At 30.1% G+C, this 23,404-nt stretch carries 22 protein-coding genes and 1 riboswitch; of the genes, 17 read left to right on the forward strand and 5 right to left on the reverse strand.

Translation table 11 applies throughout. The features are described from left to right. Nucleotides 1-13: 13 nt before the first annotated feature. The 4 genes from RT714_RS06125 to RT714_RS06140 all read left to right on the forward strand — a co-directional run bounded on the left by RT714_RS06125 (nt 14) and on the right by RT714_RS06140 (nt 5,930). Nucleotides 14-724 (forward strand): ABC transporter ATP-binding protein, encoded by a 711-nt coding sequence (locus RT714_RS06125; RefSeq protein WP_313756702.1) that lies wholly within the window; start codon nt 14-16, stop codon nt 722-724. Next, nucleotides 724-3,081, forward strand: coding sequence for an ABC transporter permease (locus tag RT714_RS06130; protein WP_313756703.1), 2,358 nt, complete (start codon nt 724-726; stop codon nt 3,079-3,081). Before RT714_RS06125 ends, RT714_RS06130 begins: the two co-directional genes overlap by 1 nt. Before the next feature lie 72 nt (nt 3,082-3,153). Continuing rightward, entirely contained in the window at nt 3,154-4,383 is a 1,230-nt protein-coding gene (locus tag RT714_RS06135; protein WP_313756704.1) for an efflux RND transporter periplasmic adaptor subunit, read from the forward strand. A 167-nt stretch (nt 4,384-4,550) separates the two neighbouring features. Beyond that, nucleotides 4,551-5,930: an MATE family efflux transporter gene (locus RT714_RS06140; RefSeq protein WP_313756705.1), complete on the forward strand. Its 1,380-nt coding sequence runs from the start codon at nt 4,551-4,553 to the stop codon at nt 5,928-5,930. Nucleotides 5,931-5,959: 29 nt separating this feature from the next. Here RT714_RS06140 and RT714_RS06145 read toward each other — a convergent pair whose 3' ends face one another. Continuing rightward, on the reverse strand, nt 5,960-6,409 hold the full coding sequence (locus RT714_RS06145; RefSeq protein WP_313756706.1) for a hypothetical protein: 450 nt from the start codon (nt 6,407-6,409) through the stop codon (nt 5,960-5,962). Between the two features lie 146 nt (nt 6,410-6,555). Between RT714_RS06145 and RT714_RS06150 the strand changes: the two genes are divergently transcribed. The 4 genes from RT714_RS06150 to RT714_RS06165 all read left to right on the forward strand — a co-directional run bounded on the left by RT714_RS06150 (nt 6,556) and on the right by RT714_RS06165 (nt 10,182). Then, nucleotides 6,556-6,813 carry a YkuS family protein gene (locus tag RT714_RS06150; protein WP_072972928.1) on the forward strand — a complete coding sequence of 86 codons (258 nt, stop codon included), beginning with the start codon at nt 6,556-6,558 and terminating at the stop codon, nt 6,811-6,813. A 123-nt stretch (nt 6,814-6,936) separates the two neighbouring features. Continuing rightward, a riboswitch (cobalamin riboswitch) is annotated at nt 6,937-7,116 on the forward strand. 149 nt (nt 7,117-7,265) lie between these two features. Then, nucleotides 7,266-8,375, forward strand: a complete 1,110-nt coding sequence (locus RT714_RS06155) for an ABC transporter substrate-binding protein (protein ID WP_313756707.1) — start codon at nt 7,266-7,268, stop codon at nt 8,373-8,375. Then, the gene (locus RT714_RS06160) at nt 8,372-9,430 is read left to right on the forward strand and encodes an iron ABC transporter permease (protein WP_313756708.1); all 1,059 of its coding nucleotides are present in this window, start codon (nt 8,372-8,374) and stop codon (nt 9,428-9,430) included. Before RT714_RS06155 ends, RT714_RS06160 begins: the two co-directional genes overlap by 4 nt. Further along, nucleotides 9,430-10,182: an ABC transporter ATP-binding protein gene (locus RT714_RS06165; protein ID WP_313756709.1), complete on the forward strand. Its 753-nt coding sequence runs from the start codon at nt 9,430-9,432 to the stop codon at nt 10,180-10,182. The genes RT714_RS06160 and RT714_RS06165 overlap by 1 nt, the downstream gene beginning before the upstream one ends. A gap of 52 nt (nt 10,183-10,234) precedes the next feature. Here the strand turns inward: RT714_RS06165 and ychF are convergent, their stop codons facing one another. Next, complete coding sequence (gene ychF, locus RT714_RS06170) at nt 10,235-11,332, reverse strand: redox-regulated ATPase YchF (protein ID WP_313756710.1); 1,098 nt, start codon at nt 11,330-11,332, stop codon at nt 10,235-10,237. A 240-nt stretch (nt 11,333-11,572) separates the two neighbouring features. Here ychF and RT714_RS06175 point away from each other — a divergent pair, with 240 nt between their 5' ends. The 5 genes from RT714_RS06175 (at nt 11,573) to RT714_RS06195 (ending at nt 16,187) form a co-directional block, all read left to right on the forward strand. Beyond that, nucleotides 11,573-12,742, forward strand: a complete 1,170-nt coding sequence (locus RT714_RS06175) for a glycoside hydrolase family 18 protein (protein WP_313756711.1) — start codon at nt 11,573-11,575, stop codon at nt 12,740-12,742. A 136-nt stretch (nt 12,743-12,878) separates the two neighbouring features. Continuing rightward, complete coding sequence (locus tag RT714_RS06180) at nt 12,879-13,823, forward strand: EamA family transporter (protein ID WP_313756712.1); 945 nt, start codon at nt 12,879-12,881, stop codon at nt 13,821-13,823. Nucleotides 13,824-13,871: 48 nt separating this feature from the next. Then, a complete protein-coding gene (locus RT714_RS06185) occupies nt 13,872-14,741 on the forward strand; it encodes an ATP-binding protein (RefSeq protein WP_313756713.1) in 870 nt (289 codons plus the stop codon). A 28-nt stretch (nt 14,742-14,769) separates the two neighbouring features. Next, nucleotides 14,770-15,519, forward strand: a complete 750-nt coding sequence (locus RT714_RS06190; RefSeq protein ID WP_132984240.1) for an exodeoxyribonuclease III — start codon at nt 14,770-14,772, stop codon at nt 15,517-15,519. After that, complete coding sequence (locus tag RT714_RS06195; protein ID WP_132984239.1) at nt 15,516-16,187, forward strand: YitT family protein; 672 nt, start codon at nt 15,516-15,518, stop codon at nt 16,185-16,187. The genes RT714_RS06190 and RT714_RS06195 overlap by 4 nt, the downstream gene beginning before the upstream one ends. Before the next feature lie 20 nt (nt 16,188-16,207). Here the strand turns inward: RT714_RS06195 and RT714_RS06200 are convergent, their stop codons facing one another. From RT714_RS06200 to RT714_RS06210, 3 genes are read right to left on the reverse strand one after another with little or no spacing between them, the layout of a single operon-like run. Then, entirely contained in the window at nt 16,208-16,894 is a 687-nt protein-coding gene (locus RT714_RS06200) for an MBL fold metallo-hydrolase (RefSeq protein ID WP_313756714.1), read from the reverse strand. A gap of 11 nt (nt 16,895-16,905) precedes the next feature. Next, nucleotides 16,906-18,258 (reverse strand): HAMP domain-containing sensor histidine kinase, encoded by a 1,353-nt coding sequence (locus RT714_RS06205; protein ID WP_313756715.1) that lies wholly within the window; start codon nt 18,256-18,258, stop codon nt 16,906-16,908. After that, nucleotides 18,255-18,917: a response regulator transcription factor gene (locus tag RT714_RS06210; RefSeq protein WP_313756716.1), complete on the reverse strand. Its 663-nt coding sequence runs from the start codon at nt 18,915-18,917 to the stop codon at nt 18,255-18,257. The genes RT714_RS06205 and RT714_RS06210 overlap by 4 nt, the downstream gene beginning before the upstream one ends. Nucleotides 18,918-19,227: 310 nt before the next feature. On the opposite strand from RT714_RS06210, the gene RT714_RS06215 reads away from it, so the two are divergent. The 4 genes from RT714_RS06215 to RT714_RS06230 all read left to right on the forward strand — a co-directional run bounded on the left by RT714_RS06215 (nt 19,228) and on the right by RT714_RS06230 (nt 23,391). Continuing rightward, nucleotides 19,228-20,427, forward strand: coding sequence for a trypsin-like peptidase domain-containing protein (locus RT714_RS06215; RefSeq protein ID WP_313756717.1), 1,200 nt, complete (start codon nt 19,228-19,230; stop codon nt 20,425-20,427). 154 nt (nt 20,428-20,581) lie between these two features. Next, nucleotides 20,582-21,277, forward strand: a complete 696-nt coding sequence (locus RT714_RS06220; protein ID WP_313756718.1) for a DUF5058 family protein — start codon at nt 20,582-20,584, stop codon at nt 21,275-21,277. Nucleotides 21,278-21,303: 26 nt separating this feature from the next. After that, on the forward strand, nt 21,304-21,993 hold the full coding sequence (locus RT714_RS06225; protein WP_313756719.1) for a hypothetical protein: 690 nt from the start codon (nt 21,304-21,306) through the stop codon (nt 21,991-21,993). A gap of 24 nt (nt 21,994-22,017) precedes the next feature. Next, complete coding sequence (locus RT714_RS06230; protein WP_313756720.1) at nt 22,018-23,391, forward strand: amidohydrolase; 1,374 nt, start codon at nt 22,018-22,020, stop codon at nt 23,389-23,391. Nucleotides 23,392-23,404: the final 13 nt, after the last annotated feature.

Genomic DNA, 23,404 nt, shown 5'->3' on the forward strand with positions numbered 1-23,404 from the left:
GAAGGTGAAGAATATGGAAGTTAATATTTTATTAAAAATCATGGCTCTCAATAAATTTTATGAAATGGGAGAAGTGAAAGTAGCCGCTATAAAGAATATAAATCTTGAAATATATAAGGGAGAATTTCTAGTTATCTTGGGACCTAGTGGTTCTGGGAAGAGCACTCTCTTAAATATTTTAGGAGGAATGGACTTACCAACAGAAGGTAAGATATTTATTGATAATGAAGATATTACAAATTATAATGACAAGAAATTAACAGCATATAGGAGAGAGAAAATAGGTTTTGTATTTCAATTTTATAACTTAATGGCTAATTTAACGGCTAGAGAAAATATAGAATTAGCTACAGAACTTTGCAAGAATGGTTTAAATATTGATGATGTATTAAAAAGTGTTGGATTGGAGGATAGGGAAGACCATTTTCCATCACAGATGAGCGGCGGTGAACAACAAAGAGTTGCTATTGCTAGAGCAGTAGCAAAGAATCCCATGTTATTACTTTGTGATGAACCTACTGGAGCATTAGATTTTGAAACGGGAATTAAGATTTTAAAATTACTAAAGGATATTAATAAAAGATATAAAAAAACAGTTATTGTTATAACACACAATACGCCTATAGGACAAATGGCTGATAGAGTGATTAGAATGAGAAGTGGTGAAATAACTGATATTAAAAGAAATGATAATCCTATTAATCCAGAAAGGATTGAATGGTAATGAAAAAATTAGATATAAGGTTATTGAGACTAGTGAAGTATAATAGGGGACCTTTTATCTCTATTTCCATAATGATTATATTGGCACTGACTATTTATATTTCTTTAAGTATGGTAGCTGATAATCTTAATAGTACAATATTTCATTATTATGATGTGACTAATTTTGGGGATATTTTTGTGGAGGTTTCTAAGGTACCTAAGAAAGTTATAAAGGAAATTTCAGCTATAGACGGTATTGAAAAAGTCCAAGGAAGAATAAGTGCAGACGTACCATTAAGGGTAAAGAATCCTAAGGAAAAGGTTAACGTTAGGATAGTATCTATACCAAATGAAGATTATGTGTTAAATGATATATTTTTAATAGATGGTAAAGTTTTAAAAAACAGCCCAAAATCTACAATGGTATTGCAGCAATTCTTTGATGCTAGAAATATGAAGCTAGGTAATAGGATAGTACCCTATATTAAAGGCAGGGAATATCCTATGGAAATAGTAGGAGTTGTAGGCAGTCCAGAATATATATATTTAATGGAAAATGAACAGGCACTGCTTCCAGCACCAGAGAAGTTTGGCATATTATATGTTTCTGAAGAGTTTGCACAATCTACCTTAGGCTATCAAGGTACATATAATGAAATAATGATTAAAGTAGAAGATAATTATATAAATAAGATAGATAGTATTATAGATGAAATAGAAGAAAAATTGGATAAATACATAGTTAAAAAGGTTGTTAAGAGAGAAGGACAGCTAAGTCATAGTGTAATGATGGAAGAAGTAGAGCAGTTGGAAAATATGGCTGCTTCTATTACATTATTGTTTTTAATAGTTTCTGCAGTAATTATAAATATTATGTTATCTAGAATTGTTAGAAATGATAGAATGTCTATCGGTGTAATGAAAGCATTGGGATATAGTAATTTTAATATATTAATTCATTATGCTAAGTTTTCAGTATTAATTGGTTTAGTAGGTTCTATTATAGGGGCTGGATTGAGTATACCACTTTCTACCTTCATGACCAGTTTATATATACAATATATGAATATTCCTATGTTTAAAATGGAGATAAATTATATATATTTTGCTTATGGTATATTGCTAACAGTTATATTCTGTATATTGTCTGGGATGATTGGAGCTAGAAATGTTATAAAAATTTTACCAGCAGATGCTATGAGAGCTGAATCCCCCAAGACAGGTAAACGAATTTGGATAGAAGATATTAAATTTATTTGGAATAGAATGTCTTTTAGTTGGAAGATGGTAGTCAGAAATATATTTAGAAATAAAAAGAGAGGAATTTTTTTAGTTTTAGGAATTGCTTTAACCTATGGAATTACTATGGTACCTATATTTATGATGAATGTATGGGACAATCTATTTGATATACAGTATGGAGAACTTCAAAGAATGGATTATAATATAGATTTTGCTGTTCCTATGAATCATAATGCAATAAGGGAGCTGATTCAAGTTGCAGATATAGATTATATAGAGCCAAAGGTGGAAATTCCATTGGAATTAAAGAGAGGATGGTTAAAAAAGACAGTTAATATTATTGGACTGAAAAGGGATACAGAATTATATTTTTTTAAAGATATAGATGGAAATGAAATTAAACTGCCAAAAGACGGAATTTTACTTTCTAAAATAGTAGCTGATAATCTTCATGCAGAGGTAGGTGATAAGATAATAGTAAAAAATCTTATACTTGATAGAGAAGATAAAACCCTTGAAGTTAAAGGTATTGTAGAGCAGTATTTAGGAAGCAATGGATATATGGATATAGATGAAATAAATAAATTATTAGAAGAAAAGCAAGTTATAACAGGTGCAATATTGAATTCTAGTAGTAACTTAGAAGAAAAACTTCAAAATGTTAAAAATATAAGACAGATACAGTCTATTGAAGATATGAAGAATAGTATTTTAGAGTTTATTGATATTATTATCTATTCTGTAGGAGTAATGATGATATTTGGCGGGGTTTTAGGCTTTGCTATTGTTTATAATGTAACTATTGTTGGTATTGGAGAAAGAGCTATGGAATTTTCTTCTTTACGAGTAATGGGTTTTGATAAAAAGGAAATTTATGGATTAGTTACTAAAGAAAATACAATAATGACATTTTGGGGATTATTAGCAGGTGTTCCATTGGGATATGGAATGTGTAAAGTGCTTGTATTATCTCTCTCTGCAGATATGTATAGTATTCCTCTTATAATAAAGCCTAGCAGTTATATAATTACTGCAATTTCTACTATAATTTTTATTGCCTTAGCACAACTTGCTACCATTAGAAAGATTTATCATTTGAATTTTATAGATTCATTAAAGAATAGAATATCTTAAGGATAATTAGGGAGTATTTTCAACTGGATATTCTATGTATAATATTAACTATAATTTAAGGATGTGAATAAGGTGAAAAAGAAAGTTATTATTGCTATTATATTTATTATAATCATTGTCACAGTATCCTATATAAAATATGCTAAAAGATTTATAGAAGTAAATACAGCTACAGTAGAAAAAGGAAATATAACTAAGTATGTAGAAGAATTAGGAGTAGTAAAGTCTGAAAACCAAGTAAATATATATTCTGCAACTACAGGTATGGTTTCAAAGGTTTTAGTAGATATAGGTCATAAAGTAAAAAAGGGAGATGTATTAGTAATATTAGATAAAGATGAAATTATAAGGGATATGGAACAATTAAGCAATAAAAGAAAAGCTATATTAGCTGAATATAATGAAGCAAAAAAACCTATAGATAATAGGGAGATTTCAAAATTAGAGTTAGAAATAGAAGATTTAGAAAAGAAACTTGTGAACCTTAGGAGGATATTAGATAATAAAAAAACTTTATATGATGAAGGGGCTATAAGTTATGAAGAATACCAAGAGGCTTTATTACAGATGGAATCAGAAACTATTAACTTAGAAAAAGCTAAACTAGACCTAGAGATTATAAAAAAACCTATATCACAAGATATAGTTACTAAATTTGAAACACAATTAAGACAGCTAGATATACAAGAAAAAGATTTAGAAAAATCGTATAAAGACTCCAGTATAAATTCTAATATTGATGGAATAGTATTTGGTAAATTTGTTGAAGAAGGCAGCTACATACAACAAGGAACTTCTATTATGGATATTGGAAATATAGACAAATTATATATAGAAAGCGATATATTAGTGGAAGATGTGATGGAGGTTTTGGAAGGAGCAAGGGTTCACATAACAAATAAAGATTTAAACATAGTTGATTTAGAAGGTATAGTAAAAAAGATACATCCCTATGCTTTTGCTAAAACTTCTGACTTAGGTATTCAGCAAAAGAGGGTAAAAGTTCATATTGAAATAAATGGTAATGAAAGAGGTCTTAGACCAGGCTATGATTTAGAAGTAAAGATAATTACAGAAAAGGCAAATGATATATTAATAGTACCTAAAAAAGCATTATTTATCATAGATGGAAAAGATTATGTTTTTATAGATGACAATGGAAAGGCAAAACTGAGAGAGGTAATAACAGGAATAGAAAGTGATAAAGATGTCCAAATTATACAAGGTTTAAGAGAAGGAGAAATCGTTATACTTTCACCACATAAGGAAATAAGAGAAGGAATTAGAATAAAAGGTATTTAGGTATCTTAGTATAAACTAATTGCAGGAAAAACATTGACCATTATGAAAAATTCTTATATAATCTATTATTGTAAATTTAATTAAATATATAATAAATATAGAAGCAGATGGGCAGCTTTCAATACCCATTTGCTTTTTTGTGTCAAAAAATAGGAGGAATGACGTAAATGAAAAAGACATCAAAAGACAAGAAATTTCTTCTTGCAATTCTAACATTAGTTATACCAATAACTTTGCAGAATTTAATTAGTTCATCACTAAATATGGTTGATAATCTAATGATAGGAAGACTTGGAGAAAGTTCAATTGCAGCTGTAGGTTTAGTTAATCAGTATTTTTTCATATTCATGTTATGTTTAACAGGAATTAACGCAGGAGCAGGGATATTTATGTCTCAATTTTGGGGTAAGAAAGATATTTTTAATATAAGGAAAATGTTAGGATTAGATATAGTTTTAAGCCTTATAGTTTCAGTCTTATTTTTTATTCCAGCTTATTTATTTCCCGAAGAGATAATAAAAATATTTACTAAGGATAGTGAAGTTATAAAACTAGGTGTCCAATATATTAGAATTATCTCCGTAACTTTTGTACTTACCAGTATTACTCAAACCTATTCCACAGCATTGAGATGTATAGGTATTGCAAGGTTACCAATGTTTGGAAGCTTAATAGGCGTACTAACAAATGCTTTTTTAAATTTGGTTTTTATATTTGGATACTTTGGATTTCCAGCAATGGGAGTAGCAGGAGCGGCTCTAGCTACAAGTATAGCTAGAGTTATAGAGATGATATTTATAGTTATTTGTGCATATAAATCTAATTCTGTTATACCTAGTAAATTAAAAAATATTATAGGATTTGATCGTGAATTTATTAGGATGTATTTTAAAACATCTTCTTCAGTAATACTCAATGAGTTAATATGGGCTGTAGGTCTATCTGTATATTCAGTAATATATGCAAAAATAGGGATTCGTGAGGTTGCTAGTATGCAAATAGCCAGCACTATTAATAATATGTTTATGGTATTTTCCATAGGACTTGCTAATGGAGCTGCGATTATGGTAGGGAATAAAATTGGAGCAGGAGAAGAGAAATTAGCAATTGATTATGCAATAAAACTAGGTATTTTTGCCCCCATTCTAGGACTTATAACTGGAATGTTATTATGGATTGCATCTCCAGCTGTTGCAGGATTATTTAAAATTAACAAGGATACATTAGACATTACAATAAAAGTCCTTAGGATTATGGCATTTTTTGCCCCTCTTAGATTTTTCAATGTTCTTATGATAGTAGGTGTATTTAGAGGAGGAGGAGATACTATATATTCCATGCTAGTTCAGCTTGGAACTGTTTGGTGTTTTGCCATTCCAGCAGGATTTGTAGCAGCAGTATATTTTAAACTTCCTTTAGAGCAAGTATTTTTAATAATTTCTTTAGAAGAAGTAGTTAAGATATTTTTTGAAGCTAAACGACTTCAATCTAAAAAATGGATAAGAAATGTTGTACAAGAATTAGATAATTTTAATATAGCTGCATAATAAAGATACTCCCTTTGGGAGTATCTTTATTAAACATCATCTTCTAAGGTTGAAATAGCTTTTGTTAAATCAACTTCTGCATTAGATATGGCTTTCTCTCCACTAATGTTTGGATTCCCTAGATATCCGCCATTATCTTTAAGAATATCTCTAGGTTTTTGAGAGTCTTTACCACTTATATTTACGCTAACAACGTAGTTTATATTTGCTATTTCTTCAAAAGAACTCATGCCGCTAACCATAGGATTAGCAGCAGCTAAAGGAGAATTTCCATTATCTAAACCATCTGAGCCAGAATTTAAAATTAATTGGGATAGATTTGGTGCAGTACTAGTTCCAGGATTATTTGTTTTAACATTTCTATTTCCTATATAATGGTCATTGATATCTACAAAGGCACCACTAAATCCAGCCTCTTCAAGTTCTCTAATAGCATTATTTGCTGCACTTATTTCTCCAAAATAAGCTTTTATTGTCATTTTTATTCCTCCAATCTGAATTATAGTATATATAATTTCCCACTAAATCATATTATTATTACAGTTATAAATTACAATAAAGCTAAAAGAAAGCGGAGTATATTATATTATTAATTTGTACAAAATACCTTAGAGGTGATAAATATATGAAAAAGATTGGTGTGGAAAAGGGACTAAGAAATGTGGCAGATTATCTAACTAATGAAGGTTATTCTATAGAAATCTTAAGTGAATCTATAGATAATAATATTCCAAAGTTAAGTGGTCTTGATGCTATTGTAACTGCAGGATATAATACAGATATGTTAGGGATTAGTGATACAGAAACTAAAGCTCCAGTAGTAAATGCAAGAGGATTAACTCCCGAAGAAGTAAAGGATAGACTAGAGCAACAATTACATTAAGTCTTCAATAAATTAGCCTGTATAAAAATATTTTTATACAGGCTAATTTTTATAGGTTTATAAATTAAATTTTATTTGTTATTAAAGGTTTGATATAAGAATATAAGGATGTTATAATAATTTTAATTGAATAAGATATTAAGTGCGATAATTAAAATATCGTTAAAAGGGAATTAAGTGAAAATCTTAAACGATCCGGTCGCTGTAAATGATAGTATGTTTAATTATGCCATTGCTAATGCGAGAAGGCTAAACATATGTTATGCATAAGTCAGAAAACCTGCTTAATATTTGAATTTATTCCTATTTCCGTCGAAAATAGGTAATTGAAAACAGTTATGTACTATTGTTTTTATATTTCCTTGGGAAGAATTGTGGAATATGAAGATAATAGTTTTTTTATTAGGATTTAGTAATAAAGTTCAATAATATTTTTAAAAGGAGAGAAAACAATGAATAAAAAACTAACCCTATTATTAGCCTTATTACTAGCTTTAACTTTAGGACTAGCAGGATGTAAGGGAAAAGAAGTAATTAAGGAAGAAGAATCAAATGTAGCAGGGGAACAAGAAAATGAAGTTCAAGAAATTACATTAATTGATAATGTAGGTAGAGAAGTTATTTTGCCTTATCCAGTTGAAACAGCAGTTGTAGCAAATAGATATAACTCTGAGTTAATAAGAGCATCTGGAGCAATTGATAAGGTTATAGCAGTAGATACAAATACTGCTCAAGATAGGGAATATTGGGCTCAGTTTGATCCTAATAATGTAATAGGAAAAGGACAAAGTGAATTAAACTATGAAAAGATAATTGAATTAAACCCTCAAGTTCTTATATTACCATCTAATGGTACATATGAAGAAGCGGAAGAAAAACTTTCTCCATTTGGAATTAAAGTTTTTGTAATTTCAGGATACGATACTTCTGACTTTAAAAATCAAGTAGAGAACATAGGAAAAATGTTTGGAACAGAAGATAAGGCAAAAGAATTCTATGATTATTTTAATGATAAACTAGAATATATTAAAGCAAATGTACCAGAAGAACATAAGAAGACTCTATATCTAGAAACTACATCTTCATTAAATTCTACATTACCAGGAGATTATTTCTTTGATATGGCAGCCTTTGGTGGAGCAAACAATATATTTGCAAGTAATTTTGAAAACATAAAAAAATCTGAAATAGATCCAGAAGAAGTAATAAAAAGAAATCCAGATGTTATTATAAAATTAATAACTCCAGATAAGGCTATAAAAGGAACTGGTTTATATGAACCACCAACAAAAGATGATTTTGTAAACACCTATAATGAAATAATTTCAAGACCTGGTTGGGATGATATAAACGCAGTTAAAAATGAAGAAGTATTTTTCATGACTCAGTTTAGCCATGGCGGGGCATCAAAATTAGTAGGTACAATGTATATAGCTAAATGGATGTATCCAGACCTTTTACCAGAATTAAATCCAGATGAAGTATTTAGAGCTTGGATGGAAGATTTCCAAGGATTTAAAAATATTGAAGGTCACTTTTATGGAGTCAATGATCTTAAATGATAGACAATAGAAGTGAAATACTAGAACGTTATCAGAAGAAAGAAACTAGGAAGATAATATCTCTAATATTAGCATTTATAGGTTTATTAATAATATCTGTAATCTGTACTTCCTTAGGAATAACGGACTCATCTGTTATGGATGTTTGGAAAACAATATTAAAGGGAATTTTAAGATCCCAAAACTTAAGTACTACAGAAAAGGTTATATTAAATCTTAGGTTACCTAGAACAGTCCTAGGATTACTAGCTGGAATAGGTTTATCTATATCAGGGGTAATAATGCAGGGAATAACAAGGAACCCCCTTGTTAGTCCCTTTACCATAGGTATATCTAGTGCAGCAGGATTTGGAGCTTCTATAGCCATAGTATTTGGTTTTGGATTGTTCGGAAGCTCTCAGCTTGGTATTGTAACAAATGCATTTATGGCTGCTATAATATGTACAATAGTAATATTTTTAATAGCAAAGAAAATGTCTATGAGTTCACAGTCCATAATATTAACAGGGATTGCATTAAACTATTTATTTCAAGCATGTTCAACAACTATACAATTTATTGCAGATGATAATAAATTAGCTAAAGTTATAAATTGGACATTTGGAACTTTAAATGGAGCAGAATGGATACATGTAAAAATCGTAGGTTCTTTTGTAATTCCATGTTTATTAATATTGATGTTATTAAATGATAAATTTACAATTGTGGCAATTATGGAAGATGAATTAGCAAAAACCATGGGAATAAATCCGGTAATTTTAAGAATTATAGGAAGCATATTGGCTTCTTTATCTACAGCAGCAATAATAAGTTTCACAGGTGTTATTGGATTTATAGGTTTAGCAGCACCACATATAGCAAGAGCCATTATAGGTAATAATTATAAATATTTATTACCAGGATCAGCCATTATGGGAGCCATGCTAATAATTATAGGAGATACAATAGGCAGATTAATATTATCACCTGTAATTGTACCAGTAGGAATAGTAATATCGTTTTTAGGGGTACCCATATTCTTACATCAAGTAGTTTTAAATAGGAGGAGTTATTGATGGGTTTAAAAGTAGAAAACATAGACTTCTCATATGATAGTAGAAAGATAATACAAGATATATCCTTTGAAGTAGAAAGTGGAGAGATATTGGGATTATTAGGACCCAATGGTACTGGAAAGACCACTTTATTAAAATGTATATTAGATTTATTAAAAAACAAGGGGACTTGTACAGTAGATGGCATAAATTTAAGAAATTTATCCTTAAAAGAACGAGCGAAATATATAGCCTATGTACCTCAACATATAGATTTAGTATTTCCTATATCTGTATTTGAGTATATAAAAATGGGAAGAACACCATATAATAATAAAAATTCAAATGAGAGTAATAAAGCTATATTGGAGATAATGGAAGACTTTCAGTTGGAGAACTTTGCTTTTAAAGGAATAAATCAGTTATCTGGTGGAGAAAGACAAAGAGTTATGATAGCAAGAGCTATGGCTCAAGAACCTAGGGTAATACTTCTAGATGAACCTACTAGTAATTTAGATATGAAGCATCAAAAAAAGACTATGGAGATATTAAAAAATATATCAAGAAAAAGAGATATTAGTATAATAATATCTATTCATGATTTAAACTTAGCATCAAGGTATTGTGATAAGTTTTTAATATTAAAGGATACTAAAATATTTTCTTATGGTGATGAAAATCAGGTAATAGATGAAGATATTATTATGAATACTTATGAAATACCTGTGGAAATAATTTACCATGATAATAAGAAAATAGTGGTAATGAAATAAGTATATAAAATTAAAAACAGCCTATGGGCTGTTTTTTAATTATATTATTTTTTTACACATTAAATCTAAATAATACAACATCTCCATCTTTCATTACATAATCTTTTCCTTCGATTCTAACAAGTCCCTTTTCCTTAGCAGAAGTCATATTGCCTCCATGAGCCATTAAATCATCAAAAGCTATTACTTCTGCCCTGATAAATCCTCTTTCTATATCAGAGTGAATTTTGCCAGCTGCTTGAGGAGCTAAAGTACCTTTCTTTATAGTCCAAGCCCTAGATTCCATTGGTCCTGCTGTTAAAAAGCTTATAAGTCCTAGTAGACTATAAGATGCTTGTATCAACTTATCAAGACCAGAGCTATCGACACCTAAATCCTTTAAGAATTCTAGTTTTTCATCATCGGCTAATAATGAAATTTCTGCTTCAATTTGTGCACTAACTACGACTACTTCTGCATTTTCTGTAGAAGCAAATTCTTTTACTTTAGTTACATAAGGATTTGAGTTTCCACCATCAGCTAAGTCATTTTCTGAAACATTTGATGCATAGATAACAGGTTTTGAACTTAGAAGATTAAAGGATTTGATGATTTCATTTTCCTCAGGAGATAATTCTAGAGTTCTTACAGACTTTCCTTTTTCTAATGATTCTAAAGCTCTTTGGATAAGTTCTACTTCTGTACCTAGAGATTTATCACCTTTAGCGGCCTTTTTAGTTTTTTCAAGTCTTCTTTCTAGAAGTTCCATATCAGAAAACATTAGCTCTAAATTTATAGTTTCTATATCTCTAAGAGGGTCTATATTGCCGTCCACATGGACTACATCTACATCTTCAAAGCATCTAACTACATGTACTATAGCTTCTACTTCACGAATATGTGATAAGAATTTATTTCCAAGTCCTTCTCCATTGCTTGCTCCCTTTACAAGTCCTGCTATATCATAAAACTCAATAGCAGTTGGAACAATTTTCTTTGATTCATAAATTTCTGCTAATTTCTCAAGTCTATCATCTGGTACTGCAACTACACCTACATTTGGCTCTATAGTACAAAAAGGATAGTTAGCAGATTCTGCACCCGCTTGTGTTATTGCATTAAAAAGCGTACTTTTTCCTACATTTGGTAGGCCTACTATTCCAAGTTTCATTTTATATTTCCTTTCTATAATAAAAATATTATATTAATCTTCCCCTAAATAAAAAAATACTTTACAAAAAGAAATTATACAGTAAATATGCTATAAGTGCAATGATAGATAATAAAATGACTCTATCTTTATTAGATATTCATTTTACTTCATTCATTGCCATTTTCTACAAGTTGACATAATATCTGAAACACTATAATATATCAACATAGGTTTATTCTGTAAGAGGAGAGGATTTTTGTGAATATAAACTCTATGTATATGAAAAAATTCATATTTTCAGTTATTATCTGTATTTTAGCATTTAGTATATTATCTGCAGCCCCTCAGGCAATGGCTAAGTCAATTGAAAATCAAGGTAAAAAGGTTATAGGATATTATACTTCTTGGTCAGCTTATTCAGGTTTTACACCAGATAAAGTTGATGCAACTAAGTTAACTCATATTAACTATGGGTTCGCAAATATCAGTGAAGATTTAAAAGTAATTTTAGGAGATTCATATATAGACCCTTCTAATATAAAAAAACTAAATGAACTTAAAAAGGCTAATCCAAAACTAAAAACACTAATATCTATTGGTGGATGGACATGGTCTGATAAGTTTTCTGATGTGGCTTTAACGGACAAGTCTAGGAATAATTTCGCAAATAATTGTGTGGAATTTATTAAAAAATATGGATTTGATGGAATAGATTTAGATTGGGAATATCCAGTAGCTGGAGGACTTTCAACAAATAAGAGCAGGAAAGAAGATAAACAAAATTTTACTCTCTTACTTAAGACAATACGAGAAAAACTAGATATACAAGGTAAAAAAGATGGAAGATATTATGCACTATCTATTGCAGGCGGAGCAAGCAGTATGTATATTGAAAATGTTGAATTATGGAATATTCATAAATATATAGACTTTGCAAATATAATGACTTACGATATGCATGGAGTTTGGGACAAATATACAGATTTTAATTCGCCTTTATATGCAAACAATTCTTCCCCAAATTATGTTAAATGGAGTATAAATTCTGCAGTAAAATCTTGGATAAATGCAGGATTTCCTAAAGAGAAGATTGTTATGGGGGTTCCTTTTTTTGGTAAGCAATACAATATGGTAAACTTATCAGCTAATGGACTATATCAGACTTATAAAGGAGGCTCATCTATTAGTTATGCTGATATAGTTTCAAAATACTTAAATAAACCAGGAGTTATAAAATATTATCATTCAGAATCCATGGTGCCATGGCTTTATGATGGAATGACTTTTATATCCTATGAGAATGAAGAATCTATTGAGCATAAGGCAGAATATATTAAATCAAAGGGATTAGGTGGAGTTATGATTTGGGAATTAAGTAATGACCCAAATAAAATTTTATTGGACAGGTTAAACAAAAAATTAAAATAATATTATTTATTATAGAACCTAGGATTTGTAAATCCTAGGCTTTTTCTATAGTTGCGAATAAATATAAAAATATGTTATATTATTGGAAGTAATAGGATTAATATAATATTATATTTACTGAGAGAGGATGTTGTTTTTGAAAAATACAAAATATCTGCCTATAATTTCAGCAATTATATATTCCATTATATTTGGTTTTTCTTTTATGTTTTCTAAGATAGGATTAGAAGTTATGACGCCAATAGAATTAATTGCTTTCAGGTTTTTATTAGCAGCATTAACTATGACTGCACTAAAGGTATTTAAAATTATTAAGGTAGATTTAAGGGGAAAGAATATTAAAATGGTTTTACTGACATCATTTTGTGAACCTGTATTATATTTTTTCTTTGAATCTATGGGAATAAGTATGACATCTTCATCAGAGGCAGGTCTTATGATTTCCTTGATACCTGTATTCGTAGCTATTTTTAGTATGATATTTTTACATGAAAAACTTAATCTATATCAGTTAGGATTTATAGCATTATCCGTAGGGGGAGTTGTTTTCATAAATATAATGAAGGATAGCTTAAGTTTATCAGGTAATTTTTTAGGAATTATTTTTTTGTTTTTAGCCATAATTGCATCTTCCTTTTATAATATTGGATCAAAAAAATCATCAATGAATTTTACTCCTATTGAGATAACTTATGTAATGATGTGGATAGGAGCTATTTCTTTCAACATAATACTAACAATAACTAATTTAACAAAAGGTACAATGAAGAGTTACTTTACACCATTAGGAAATAGTCAAGCCCTAATTCCCCTATTATATTTAGGAATTTTATCATCAATAGTTGCCTTTTTTATGGTTAATTACACTATATCCAAGATACCAGTGTCACAGTCTGCAGTTTTTGCTAATCTTTGTACTATAGTATCTATTTTAGCTGGAGTTCTTATACTAAAAGAAGATTTTTTCTGGTACGATTTTATTGGGGCTATTATGATACTCATAGGAGTATGGGGAACTGTATATTTTGGAGATAAGGATAATGGAGAAGTTTTAACTCAAAGAGAATTACTAGAAGAATAATATTTATGGAAACTATAATAATTAATGAATTTAGATGGAGTGATAATAATGGAGGAAAAGGACAATGGTCTTAAAGGAACAGGTTGTGAAATACTGGTTCCTTTCAATGAAAGAAAACCATTAGTTGATATAGAGAGAAGTATTATAAAGACATATAGAAAACATGTATGGGCAAAATTTATTAAGGCAATAAAAGAGTATGAACTTATACAAGATGGAGATAAGATAGCAGTAGCCATATCAGGTGGGAAGGACAGCCTTCTTATGGCAAAACTTTTTCAAGAGTTATACAAGAATGGAAATAGGAATTTTGAATTAGAGTTTATAGCCATGGATCCAGGGTATCATTCAGAGATAAGAGAACTTTTGGAGGATAATTGTAAATACTTAAATATACCAGTTCATATATATGATGCAGATATATTCCAAGTTGCAGATAGAATAGCCAGTGATTACCCTTGCTATATGTGTGCTAGGATGAGAAGAGGCTCTTTATATGGTAAGGCAAAGGAATTAGGATGTAATAAACTTGCTTTAGGTCATCATTTTAACGATGTTATAGAAACCACAATGTTAAATCTACTATGTGCTGGTAGTTTTAAAACCATGTTACCTAAACTAAAGGCTCAGAATTTTGAAGGACTTGAGTTAATAAGACCTTTATATTTGATTGAAGAGTTGTACATTCAAAGGTTTATTCAAAATGCAGGAATATGGCCTTTAAACTGTGCTTGTATGGTTGCAGCTAAAAAAATTGGAAATAAGAGGTATGAAATAAAGGAGTTAATTGAAAATTTAAGGAAAGACTTTGTAAATGTTGATATTAATATTTTTAGAGCGGCTGAAAATGTTAATATGAATGGGATATTAGGTTGGCAGGAAGATGGAGAAAAACATTCATTTTTAGACGAATATTAAAATTATAATTATTAAGGGGGCATTAGTAATGAAATTAATTTCTTGGAATGTAAACGGGCTTCGTGCTTGTGTAGGAAAGGGATTTCTAGACTTTTTCAAGGAAATTGATGCAGATATATTTTGTGTACAGGAAACTAAATTACAAGAAGGACAAATAGATTTAAACTTAGAAGGATATTATCAATATTGGAATTATGCAGAGAAAAAAGGGTATTCAGGAACAGCAGTATTCACCAAGGTTGAGCCAATAGATGTATCTTATGGTATAGATATAGATGAACATGATAATGAAGGTAGGGTTATTACCTTGGAATATGATGAATTTTATCTAGTGAATGTCTATACTCCAAATTCTCAGAGGGAATTAGCAAGATTAGATTATAGAATGAAATGGGAAGATGACTTTAAATCTTATTTAAAGGGTTTAGAGACGGGAAAACCTGTAATTTTATGTGGTGACTTAAATGTTGCTCATAAAGAAATAGATTTGAAAAATCCTAGTACAAATAGAAAAAATGCAGGTTTTACTGATGAGGAAAGAGAAAAGATGACTGCATTATTAGAATCAGGATTTATTGATACCTTTAGACATTTCTATCCAGATAAGGAAGATGCTTATACTTGGTGGTCCTATATGAGACAAGCTAGAGATAGAAATGTAGGCTGGAGAATTGACTATTTTATAGTATCAGAAATCCTTGCAGATAGAATAAAGTCAGCGGCTATACATTCAGATGTAATGGGTTCTGATCATTGTCCAGTGGAGTTAATTATATGAAAAAAACAATCATTGCCATAATTAGACTTTTTATAGGTTATTTTGTATGTGCTGTAGGTATGGTGATGACTATAAATGCAAATTTAGGAGTTGCTCCATGGGATGTATTTCATCAAGGAGTGGGAAATGTTTTTAATCTTCCTATAGGAAGAGCAAGTATAATTGCGGGGCTTATAATAGTTATAATAGATGCATTTCTAGGACAAAATATAGGTTGGGGAACAATCTTCAATATGCTAGTCATTGGAATAATTGTTGATTTTCTAATGATTAATAGATTGATTCCTATTTTTGATGCTTTTTTACCTAGTTTGTTAATGATGTTTTTAGGTATGCTTGTCTTAGGATACGGCTGTTATATGTATATTGGTGCAGGCTTTGGTGCAGGTCCTAGAGATGGACTTATGGTTGCCTTGACTAAAAAAACAAATAAATCCGTAAGGTTTGTGAAGAATTCAGTAGAGATATTAGCCATAGCTGTGGGCTATTTTTTAGGAGGGTCAGTAGGTATAGGAACTGCTATAATGTCCATAGCAGGAGGATATTTTTTTCAGTTTGCTTTTAAAACAGTTAATTTCAATGTAGCTGATGTGAAACATAGATATATATCTGATGATATAAGGTTTATAAAAGAAAGATTAATAAAAGCACAAAAGGAAGAAATTTAAATTTCTTCCTTTTGTGTTTGTTAAAGGTATATTATTTGGTTTCTGTGATTAATTTCCACAATATTAGTATTTATACTATCCATTTTGTGGATAAAGTCTTTCGTCGTACTAAAGTTATCCCCAAAATGCATTGGTATTAAATATTTTGGGGATATTTCATTGATAAAGTATTCAGCTCCTAGACTAAAAGCATTTTCTAATCTAGGGTCTACAGGAAAGAAGGCTATATCAATGGGAAAGTTTTTAATCTTAGATATTTCTTCTTTGAAATCTTTTTCCATATTTAACTTTTCTTCCTCAGTATCTTCTTCCCAATACCACCAGTTTAAATCTCCTGCATGGAAAATATTTATATTATCTATATTAACAAGAAAAGATACGCCCATATCTGTAGAGCCAAAGGTTTTTATCTTAACTTCTTCTAATTCCAATTCTTCATAGGGTGCTATGCTATAAATATTTTCATCCTTATCTTTAATTTTTATATCTGAGCTTAATATATAATTTATGTCTTTATTCTTATTTCTCCATTTAAAGATTGTAGGATTAAAATGGTCTTCATGGGAATGTGTGGCAAAGACTATGATTTTTTTATCTTTTAAAGAAATAGCTCCCTTATAATAATCAAATACTAAAAACAAATTTTCTGTTTCTACAGTTAATCCACTATGGAATATATGCTCTATCTTTATATTTAACCTATTCATATAATCAGCTCCTAACTAAAAATCTCTATATAAAATGATACCCCTTCTTTTTCATTTATAGCAAAGATATTGGAATTATGTGATTTTATTACTTTATATGCTATTGCTAGTCCTAGACCAAATTCACCTTTATATCCTTTATTAAATTTATTAAACATTGTCTTTAAAAGTTTTTCTTCAATAGCTGGTCCATCATTCCATATTTTTAGAATAGTTTTATTATCAACCCTTTTTAAAGAAATAAGAATTTTACTATTTGCATATCTCATTTGATTATCTAATAGATTCTCTATTACAATTTTCCATTGCTCTACATCTCCTACTATAGATATGGGCATAAGGTCTAATGACCAATTTATATCTGCTCTATGCCAAGAAAATCTATCAACAATATCTTTAATTAAAGAATCAAGTGAGAAATTAATTTTATCAACTTCATGATTAGACAAGTAATCTAATTTAGTTAAATATAATAAATTTTTAATCTTTTTTTCAAGTCTTTTGGCTTCATCATCTATTGTATCTATGGAATCTTCTAAAGTACCTTTGGGGTATATCCCATCTTTAATTGCTTGGGTAAAAGATTGGATCACCATTACTGGAGTTTTTAATTCATGGGATACATGTTGTAGGAAAGATTGTTCTGCTTCATCTTGACGTATAAGCTGTTTTCTAAGATATTCAATGGAAAAACCCAGCTTTCCTATTTCATCTTTTCGATTTAATTCTATAGGTTCATTCCATTCATTATTTGCCAATTTCCCTACTTTTCTTTCTAAATCCACCAATGGTCTAGATAAATATCGCGATAATAATATTGCTGGAATCCAGCTAAATAAAAATACTAATCCCATAAGATTGATAAGTTTTTTAAATAAGGTTTCAACTAAATCTTCCCTGTAAGAATCACTCATATAAGAAACAAGAAAAGCATCACGACCTAATGCTTTACCCTTTGAAATAATATAAAATACTTTTCCCCCATCTATATCTCCCCTATATTCTTGGCTGACATTTTCTTGAGTGAGAGCTTCTTGTTGGACTTTTTTTAAGAAATCTGTTGGAAGTTTAGAGCTTATTATTACTTTATTATCATCATATATTATAAAATGTTTTACAGTTCGTATATTTTCCAGCACCTGCTCATCTTTACCAAAGAAATCTGAGCCAATATAGTCTCTGTATATATTACTATCAAATTGATTAAATACTAAATCCTGAGCAGAATGAATAGAAGCATAGATTTCTCTTGTAAAAAAATCTCTTAAGGTAGAAGGAAGTATAAAGGCTAACAGTATAGAAATAGATAAAGTAATAATAGCGATAACAATCCAAATTTGAACAGCTAATGGATAATTTTTCATGATTTATTCACCCTATAACCATATCCGTAGACAGTCTCCACGTCTAGTTTAGGCATTTTCTTTCTAAGCCTTCTAACTAAATCATCTACAACTCTATCAGAGCCAAAATAGTCATTTCCCCATATATGATCTAAGATTTGTTCTCTAGATAATGCTATATTAGGATTTTTAGCAAAGTATATTAGAAGGTCATATTCTTTTGAAGTAAGATCAATTATTTTTTCTTCAAGCTTCACTATTCTACTACTATCATTGATAATATAAGGTGTAAGATTGTATATATGAGAAATATTAGTGTTAAATCTATCAAGAATATTTCTAGCCCGAATTACCAATTCTCTGGGTAGAAAAGGCTTAGGTAAGTAATCATCACTACCTAGTTCAAGGCCTACAACCCTATCAATATCAGCGTCTCTTGCAGAAATAAATATAACTGGAATATTAGGAGTAGCTGATTTTATTTCTTTAATTAATTGGTAGCCATCAATATCTGGAAGCATAATATCTAAAATCCATAAATCAGGAGGGCTTGTTATTGCCTTTTCTGCATCTTCACCCTTTAAAAATGAAGATACATTCCAACCTTCTTTTTTTAAGTATGATGTAAGAATTAAATTTAAATTTTCATCATCTTCTACTAAATATATTTTATAGGACATATATATCACCCCATTATAGAATTCCTTTTACTAAGAATATTATAACAAATATATAAAATAAAAACTAAATCACACAACAAAAACATAATTCTACCATATTATTTTCATAATATAAGGTTAAAATTAAGATAAGAAATAAATAATAATGAATAATTTAGAAAATAATTAGAAGATTAACCATTAATTATTTTCAATGCCTTATATTTTTAATTTGTTTTTCACATATATATTTAACCTGGGTAAAGATAGGTTTTAATAATTTTTATAGTCAATTGTAAATTGTCAATTAAATAAAATGGGAGGTAATATTATGGATGAAAATAAAGAGTTTAGGACAGAAGAAAATTATAAAATACCAGAGGATATTTATATTTACAGAAGTTATGAAGAGAAAAAGGAGCCCAAGAAGAAATCCTTTAAAGGGAGCTTCATTTCCTATATAGCCTTAGCATTAATAGCATCAATTGTGGGAGGATTAACTTCTTCTTATATAGGACCAAATCTATATGGAAAAGTATTACCTAATCCAAAGAATAGTCAATATACAGCAGCGCCAGTAAACATTACAACTAATGATGATATAAATACAGTATCTGCTGTTGCTAAAAAGGCAATGAGTTCAGTAGTGGGTATAACCTCTGTAGAGGTACAACAATTTTTCTTTTCTCAGCAGGAAGTAGAAGGAATAGGGTCAGGAGTTATAATAGATAGTAATGGATATATTCTTACAAACTCCCATGTAGTAGGAGATGGGAATGCTAAGTCTATAAATGTATTATTTGAAAATGGAGATAAAAAAGAAGGTAAAGTATTATGGAATGATAGTATATTAGACCTTGCTGTAGTTAAAGTAGATGCTACAGGACTTCCAGTAGCTGCTTTAGGAGATTCAGATAAACTGGAGGTTGGAGAGATAGCTGTAGCCATAGGAAATCCATTAGGGTTGGAATTTCAAAGATCTGTTACATCAGGTATAATATCTGGACTTAGTAGAACTATTCAAGTGGGACAAAGTAATGTAATAGAAGATTTAATACAAACAGACGCATCTATTAATCCAGGTAATAGCGGAGGACCACTTCTAAATAGTAAGGGTGAAGTAATAGGGATTAATACAGCTAAGATAAAGTCAGCAGAAGGATTAGGATTTTCTATACCTATAAACAAAGCAAAGGTAATAGCTGAAGAAGTAGTCAAAAATGGAACATATAAGACTGTATATATGGGAATAAAAGGAGTTTCAGTAGCAGAATATCAATATAGATTAGGAATAAAACTATCAACAGAAAAAGGTGTAATTTTATTAGAAGTAGGACCAAAGACTCCTGCATCTAGGGCAGGCTTATTAAATGGAGATATAATATTAAAAATAGATGATAGTGAAATATCAAATATGAATGAGCTGAAAAAAGCACTTTATAAATATAAACAAGGAGATAAAGCAACATTAACAGTTATAAGAAATAATACGGAAGAAAAAATTGATATAGAGTTTACAGATTTAAACTAGAAAATAGCCTATGGGTAGTCCCCCTTCCCATAGGCTATTTTCTATTTATGAAAATATTTTCATAAACCACATTAAATAAGAAAAGTTTTTACATTGGTTGACATATATGAGAGTGATAATATTTAGATAAACAATAAACTAAGGAGGAATAAACATGGATTATTTAAAAATTGCAAACAGTTTTCCCATGTGGCTAGCAGCAGGTCTAGCAATATCTTTGGCATTATTTCAAGCGATTATTTTTGCTAAGAAATCTTATAGTACAGGAAAAGAAATAGGACTTACAGAAGAACAAATGAAGAGTGCAATAAAGAGTAGCTTTATTACATCTTTAGGGCCTTCAATCGTAATTTTAACAGGACTTTTATCATTATTAGTAACAGTAGGAGGGCCTATGGCATGGATGAGATTGTCTTTTATAGGTTCAGTAATGTTTGAGATGATGGCCGCAGGCTTTGGAACAGAAGCAGTAGGAGTTAAGATGGGAATAGATCCAATGACAAATATAGCCTTTGCAAATGCAGTTTGGACCATGATACTGGGATCCCTAGGATGGATAATATTTTCTACATTAACAGCAGATAAAATGGAAAAAGTTCAGACTAAGTTTTCCAAAGGAGATAAAGGGCTATTAAGTATAATATCCATAACAGCCATGTTAGGTTCTTTTGGTTCATTGGTATCAGGACATTTAATAGCAATGAATAAAAATACTATTGCAGCCTTAACAGGTGCTGCAATCATGCTTATATTATCTCCTATAGCAGATAAAAAGAATATTAAATGGCTTAAAGAATGGGCTTTAACCATAGCATTATTCGGCGGAATGGTAATAGCAGCATTAATATAGACCTACTTATAGAGGAGGATTTTAAAATGGAAAAAAGCAATCAATTTGAAGGAGTGTATTTACCATATATCATTAAATGGGGGAAAATAACTGGTTGGTTAGGTGTATTATTGTCATTTGGACCAGCTTTAGTACTTGCAGTAGTATATAAATTAGTTCCACCCGTAAGTGCAATAATTACAGGATTTATAGCCATAGCGTCAGCAGTAGGCGTAGTTTGGATAGTGGAGCCAATATCATATTTTCCTATAATTGGAGTACCTGGAACATATATGGCCTTTATAACTGGTAATATTTCTAATCTTAGAATTCCAGCTGCAGCAGTATCACAAAATGTAGCAGGAGTAGAACCTGGTACAAAAGAGGGAACTATAATAGCTACATTAGGTATGGCAACATCAGTTATTGTAAACATTGTGATATTAGCTTTAGGAGTATTTGCAGGTGCAGCAATTTTAGGGTCTTTGCCTGAGAACATAGTTGCTTCATTTAACTTTTTATTACCAGCACTATTTGGAGCAATATTTGTTCAATTTGCTCTTAAAAAGTTAAAATTGGCACCAATAGCATTGGGAATAGCTTTAGGATTAACTTTTGCTTTAAAGGTTGGAGTATTTAGCTTCTTACCAGGGCATCCATCTTATATAGTTACATTAGGTGCTGTATTTGGAACTATGGCTATAGGTACAACTTTATATAAGAAAAAACTTCTATAAAAATAATTATAGGGAGGGTTTAAATTGAATAAATCACAGGTATTAAAATATTTGGGAGATATAAGTGAAGAAGTAAAAGAGGTAAGTTTAAAGGTATGGAATAATCCAGAGACTTCTGGAAATGAAAAGGATTCGTCAAATTTATTTAGAAAAGTTTTAAAATCTTATGGATTTGAGATAAAAGAAATAGATGGAATGGAAAATGCTTTTATTGGTGAATATGGCAATGGCTCACCTGTAATAGCAGTGTTAGGAGAATATGATGCATTGCCAGGATTATCCCAATCATTAGATACAAAATTTAATCCAGTAGAGATAAATGGTCCAGGCCATGGATGTGGACATAATTTACTAGGAAGTGCAGCTCTGGGTTCTGTAATTGCAGTTAAAAAATATCTAGAAGAAACAAATACAAGTGGAACGGTAAGGTTCTATGGTTGTCCTGAAGAAGAAACTTTAATAGGCAAGGTAAAAATGATTAAGGCAGGAGCTTTTGATGGCTGTGATTTAGCCCTTAGTTGGCATCCTATGAATGCAAATGTAGCAATAGATAAGGCATATTTAGCTAATAACTCCATTAGGTTTAAATTCCATGGAATATCAGCCCATGCGGCTCAATCACCAGAGTCAGGAAGATCTGCTTTAGATGCTGTAGAGTTGATGAATGTAGGTGCAAATTATTTGAGGGAGCATGTTATAGATTCTGCTAGAATTCATTATACAATAACTAATGCAGGAGGAGCACCAAATATTGTACCAAAGGAAGCAGAATCTTGGTATTTTGTTAGAGCACCCTATAGGAAGGACGTAGAAGAAATTACAGAAAGATTGTTTAAGATCGCAAAGGGTGCAGCAATGATGACTGAAACAACTGTTGAATATGAAATATTAGGTGGATGCTATGAGAAATTGCCAAATAATGTATTATATAATTTAACTCATAAAAACATGGTAGAGATCGGAGTGCCTTCTTATACAGGGAAAGAATTAGAATTTGCAAAAACTATTCAAGAAACTCTAGAACCTAATATGGTAGAAGCTGAAATTAAAAAATATATAGATAGTGATGAGAAAATATTTCTTCATCAGGAAGTACTAGATAAGGAGAAAGTAGGCTCAGTAGTAGTTTCTGGTTCATCTGATAGTGGTGATGTATCCTGGATAATGCCTATGAATTTATTCCTTACTGCTACCTGGCCATTAGGTGTTCCAGCTCATTCATGGCAAGCAACTTCATCATCAGGTTCCTCAATGGGATCAAAAGGGATGATTTATGCAGCAGAGATTTTTACAGGGATGATGTATGATTTACTAAATAATCCAAAGCTAGTTGAAGAAGCAAAAAATGAATTTAATAAAAGAACAGAAAATAGGAAGTATATAAGTCCGCTTAAATAGGAAAGATTAATAT

Origin of the sequence: Tissierella sp. (genome assembly GCF_032104385.1) — a bacterium.
GTDB lineage: Bacteria > Bacillota > Clostridia > Tissierellales > Tissierellaceae > Tissierella.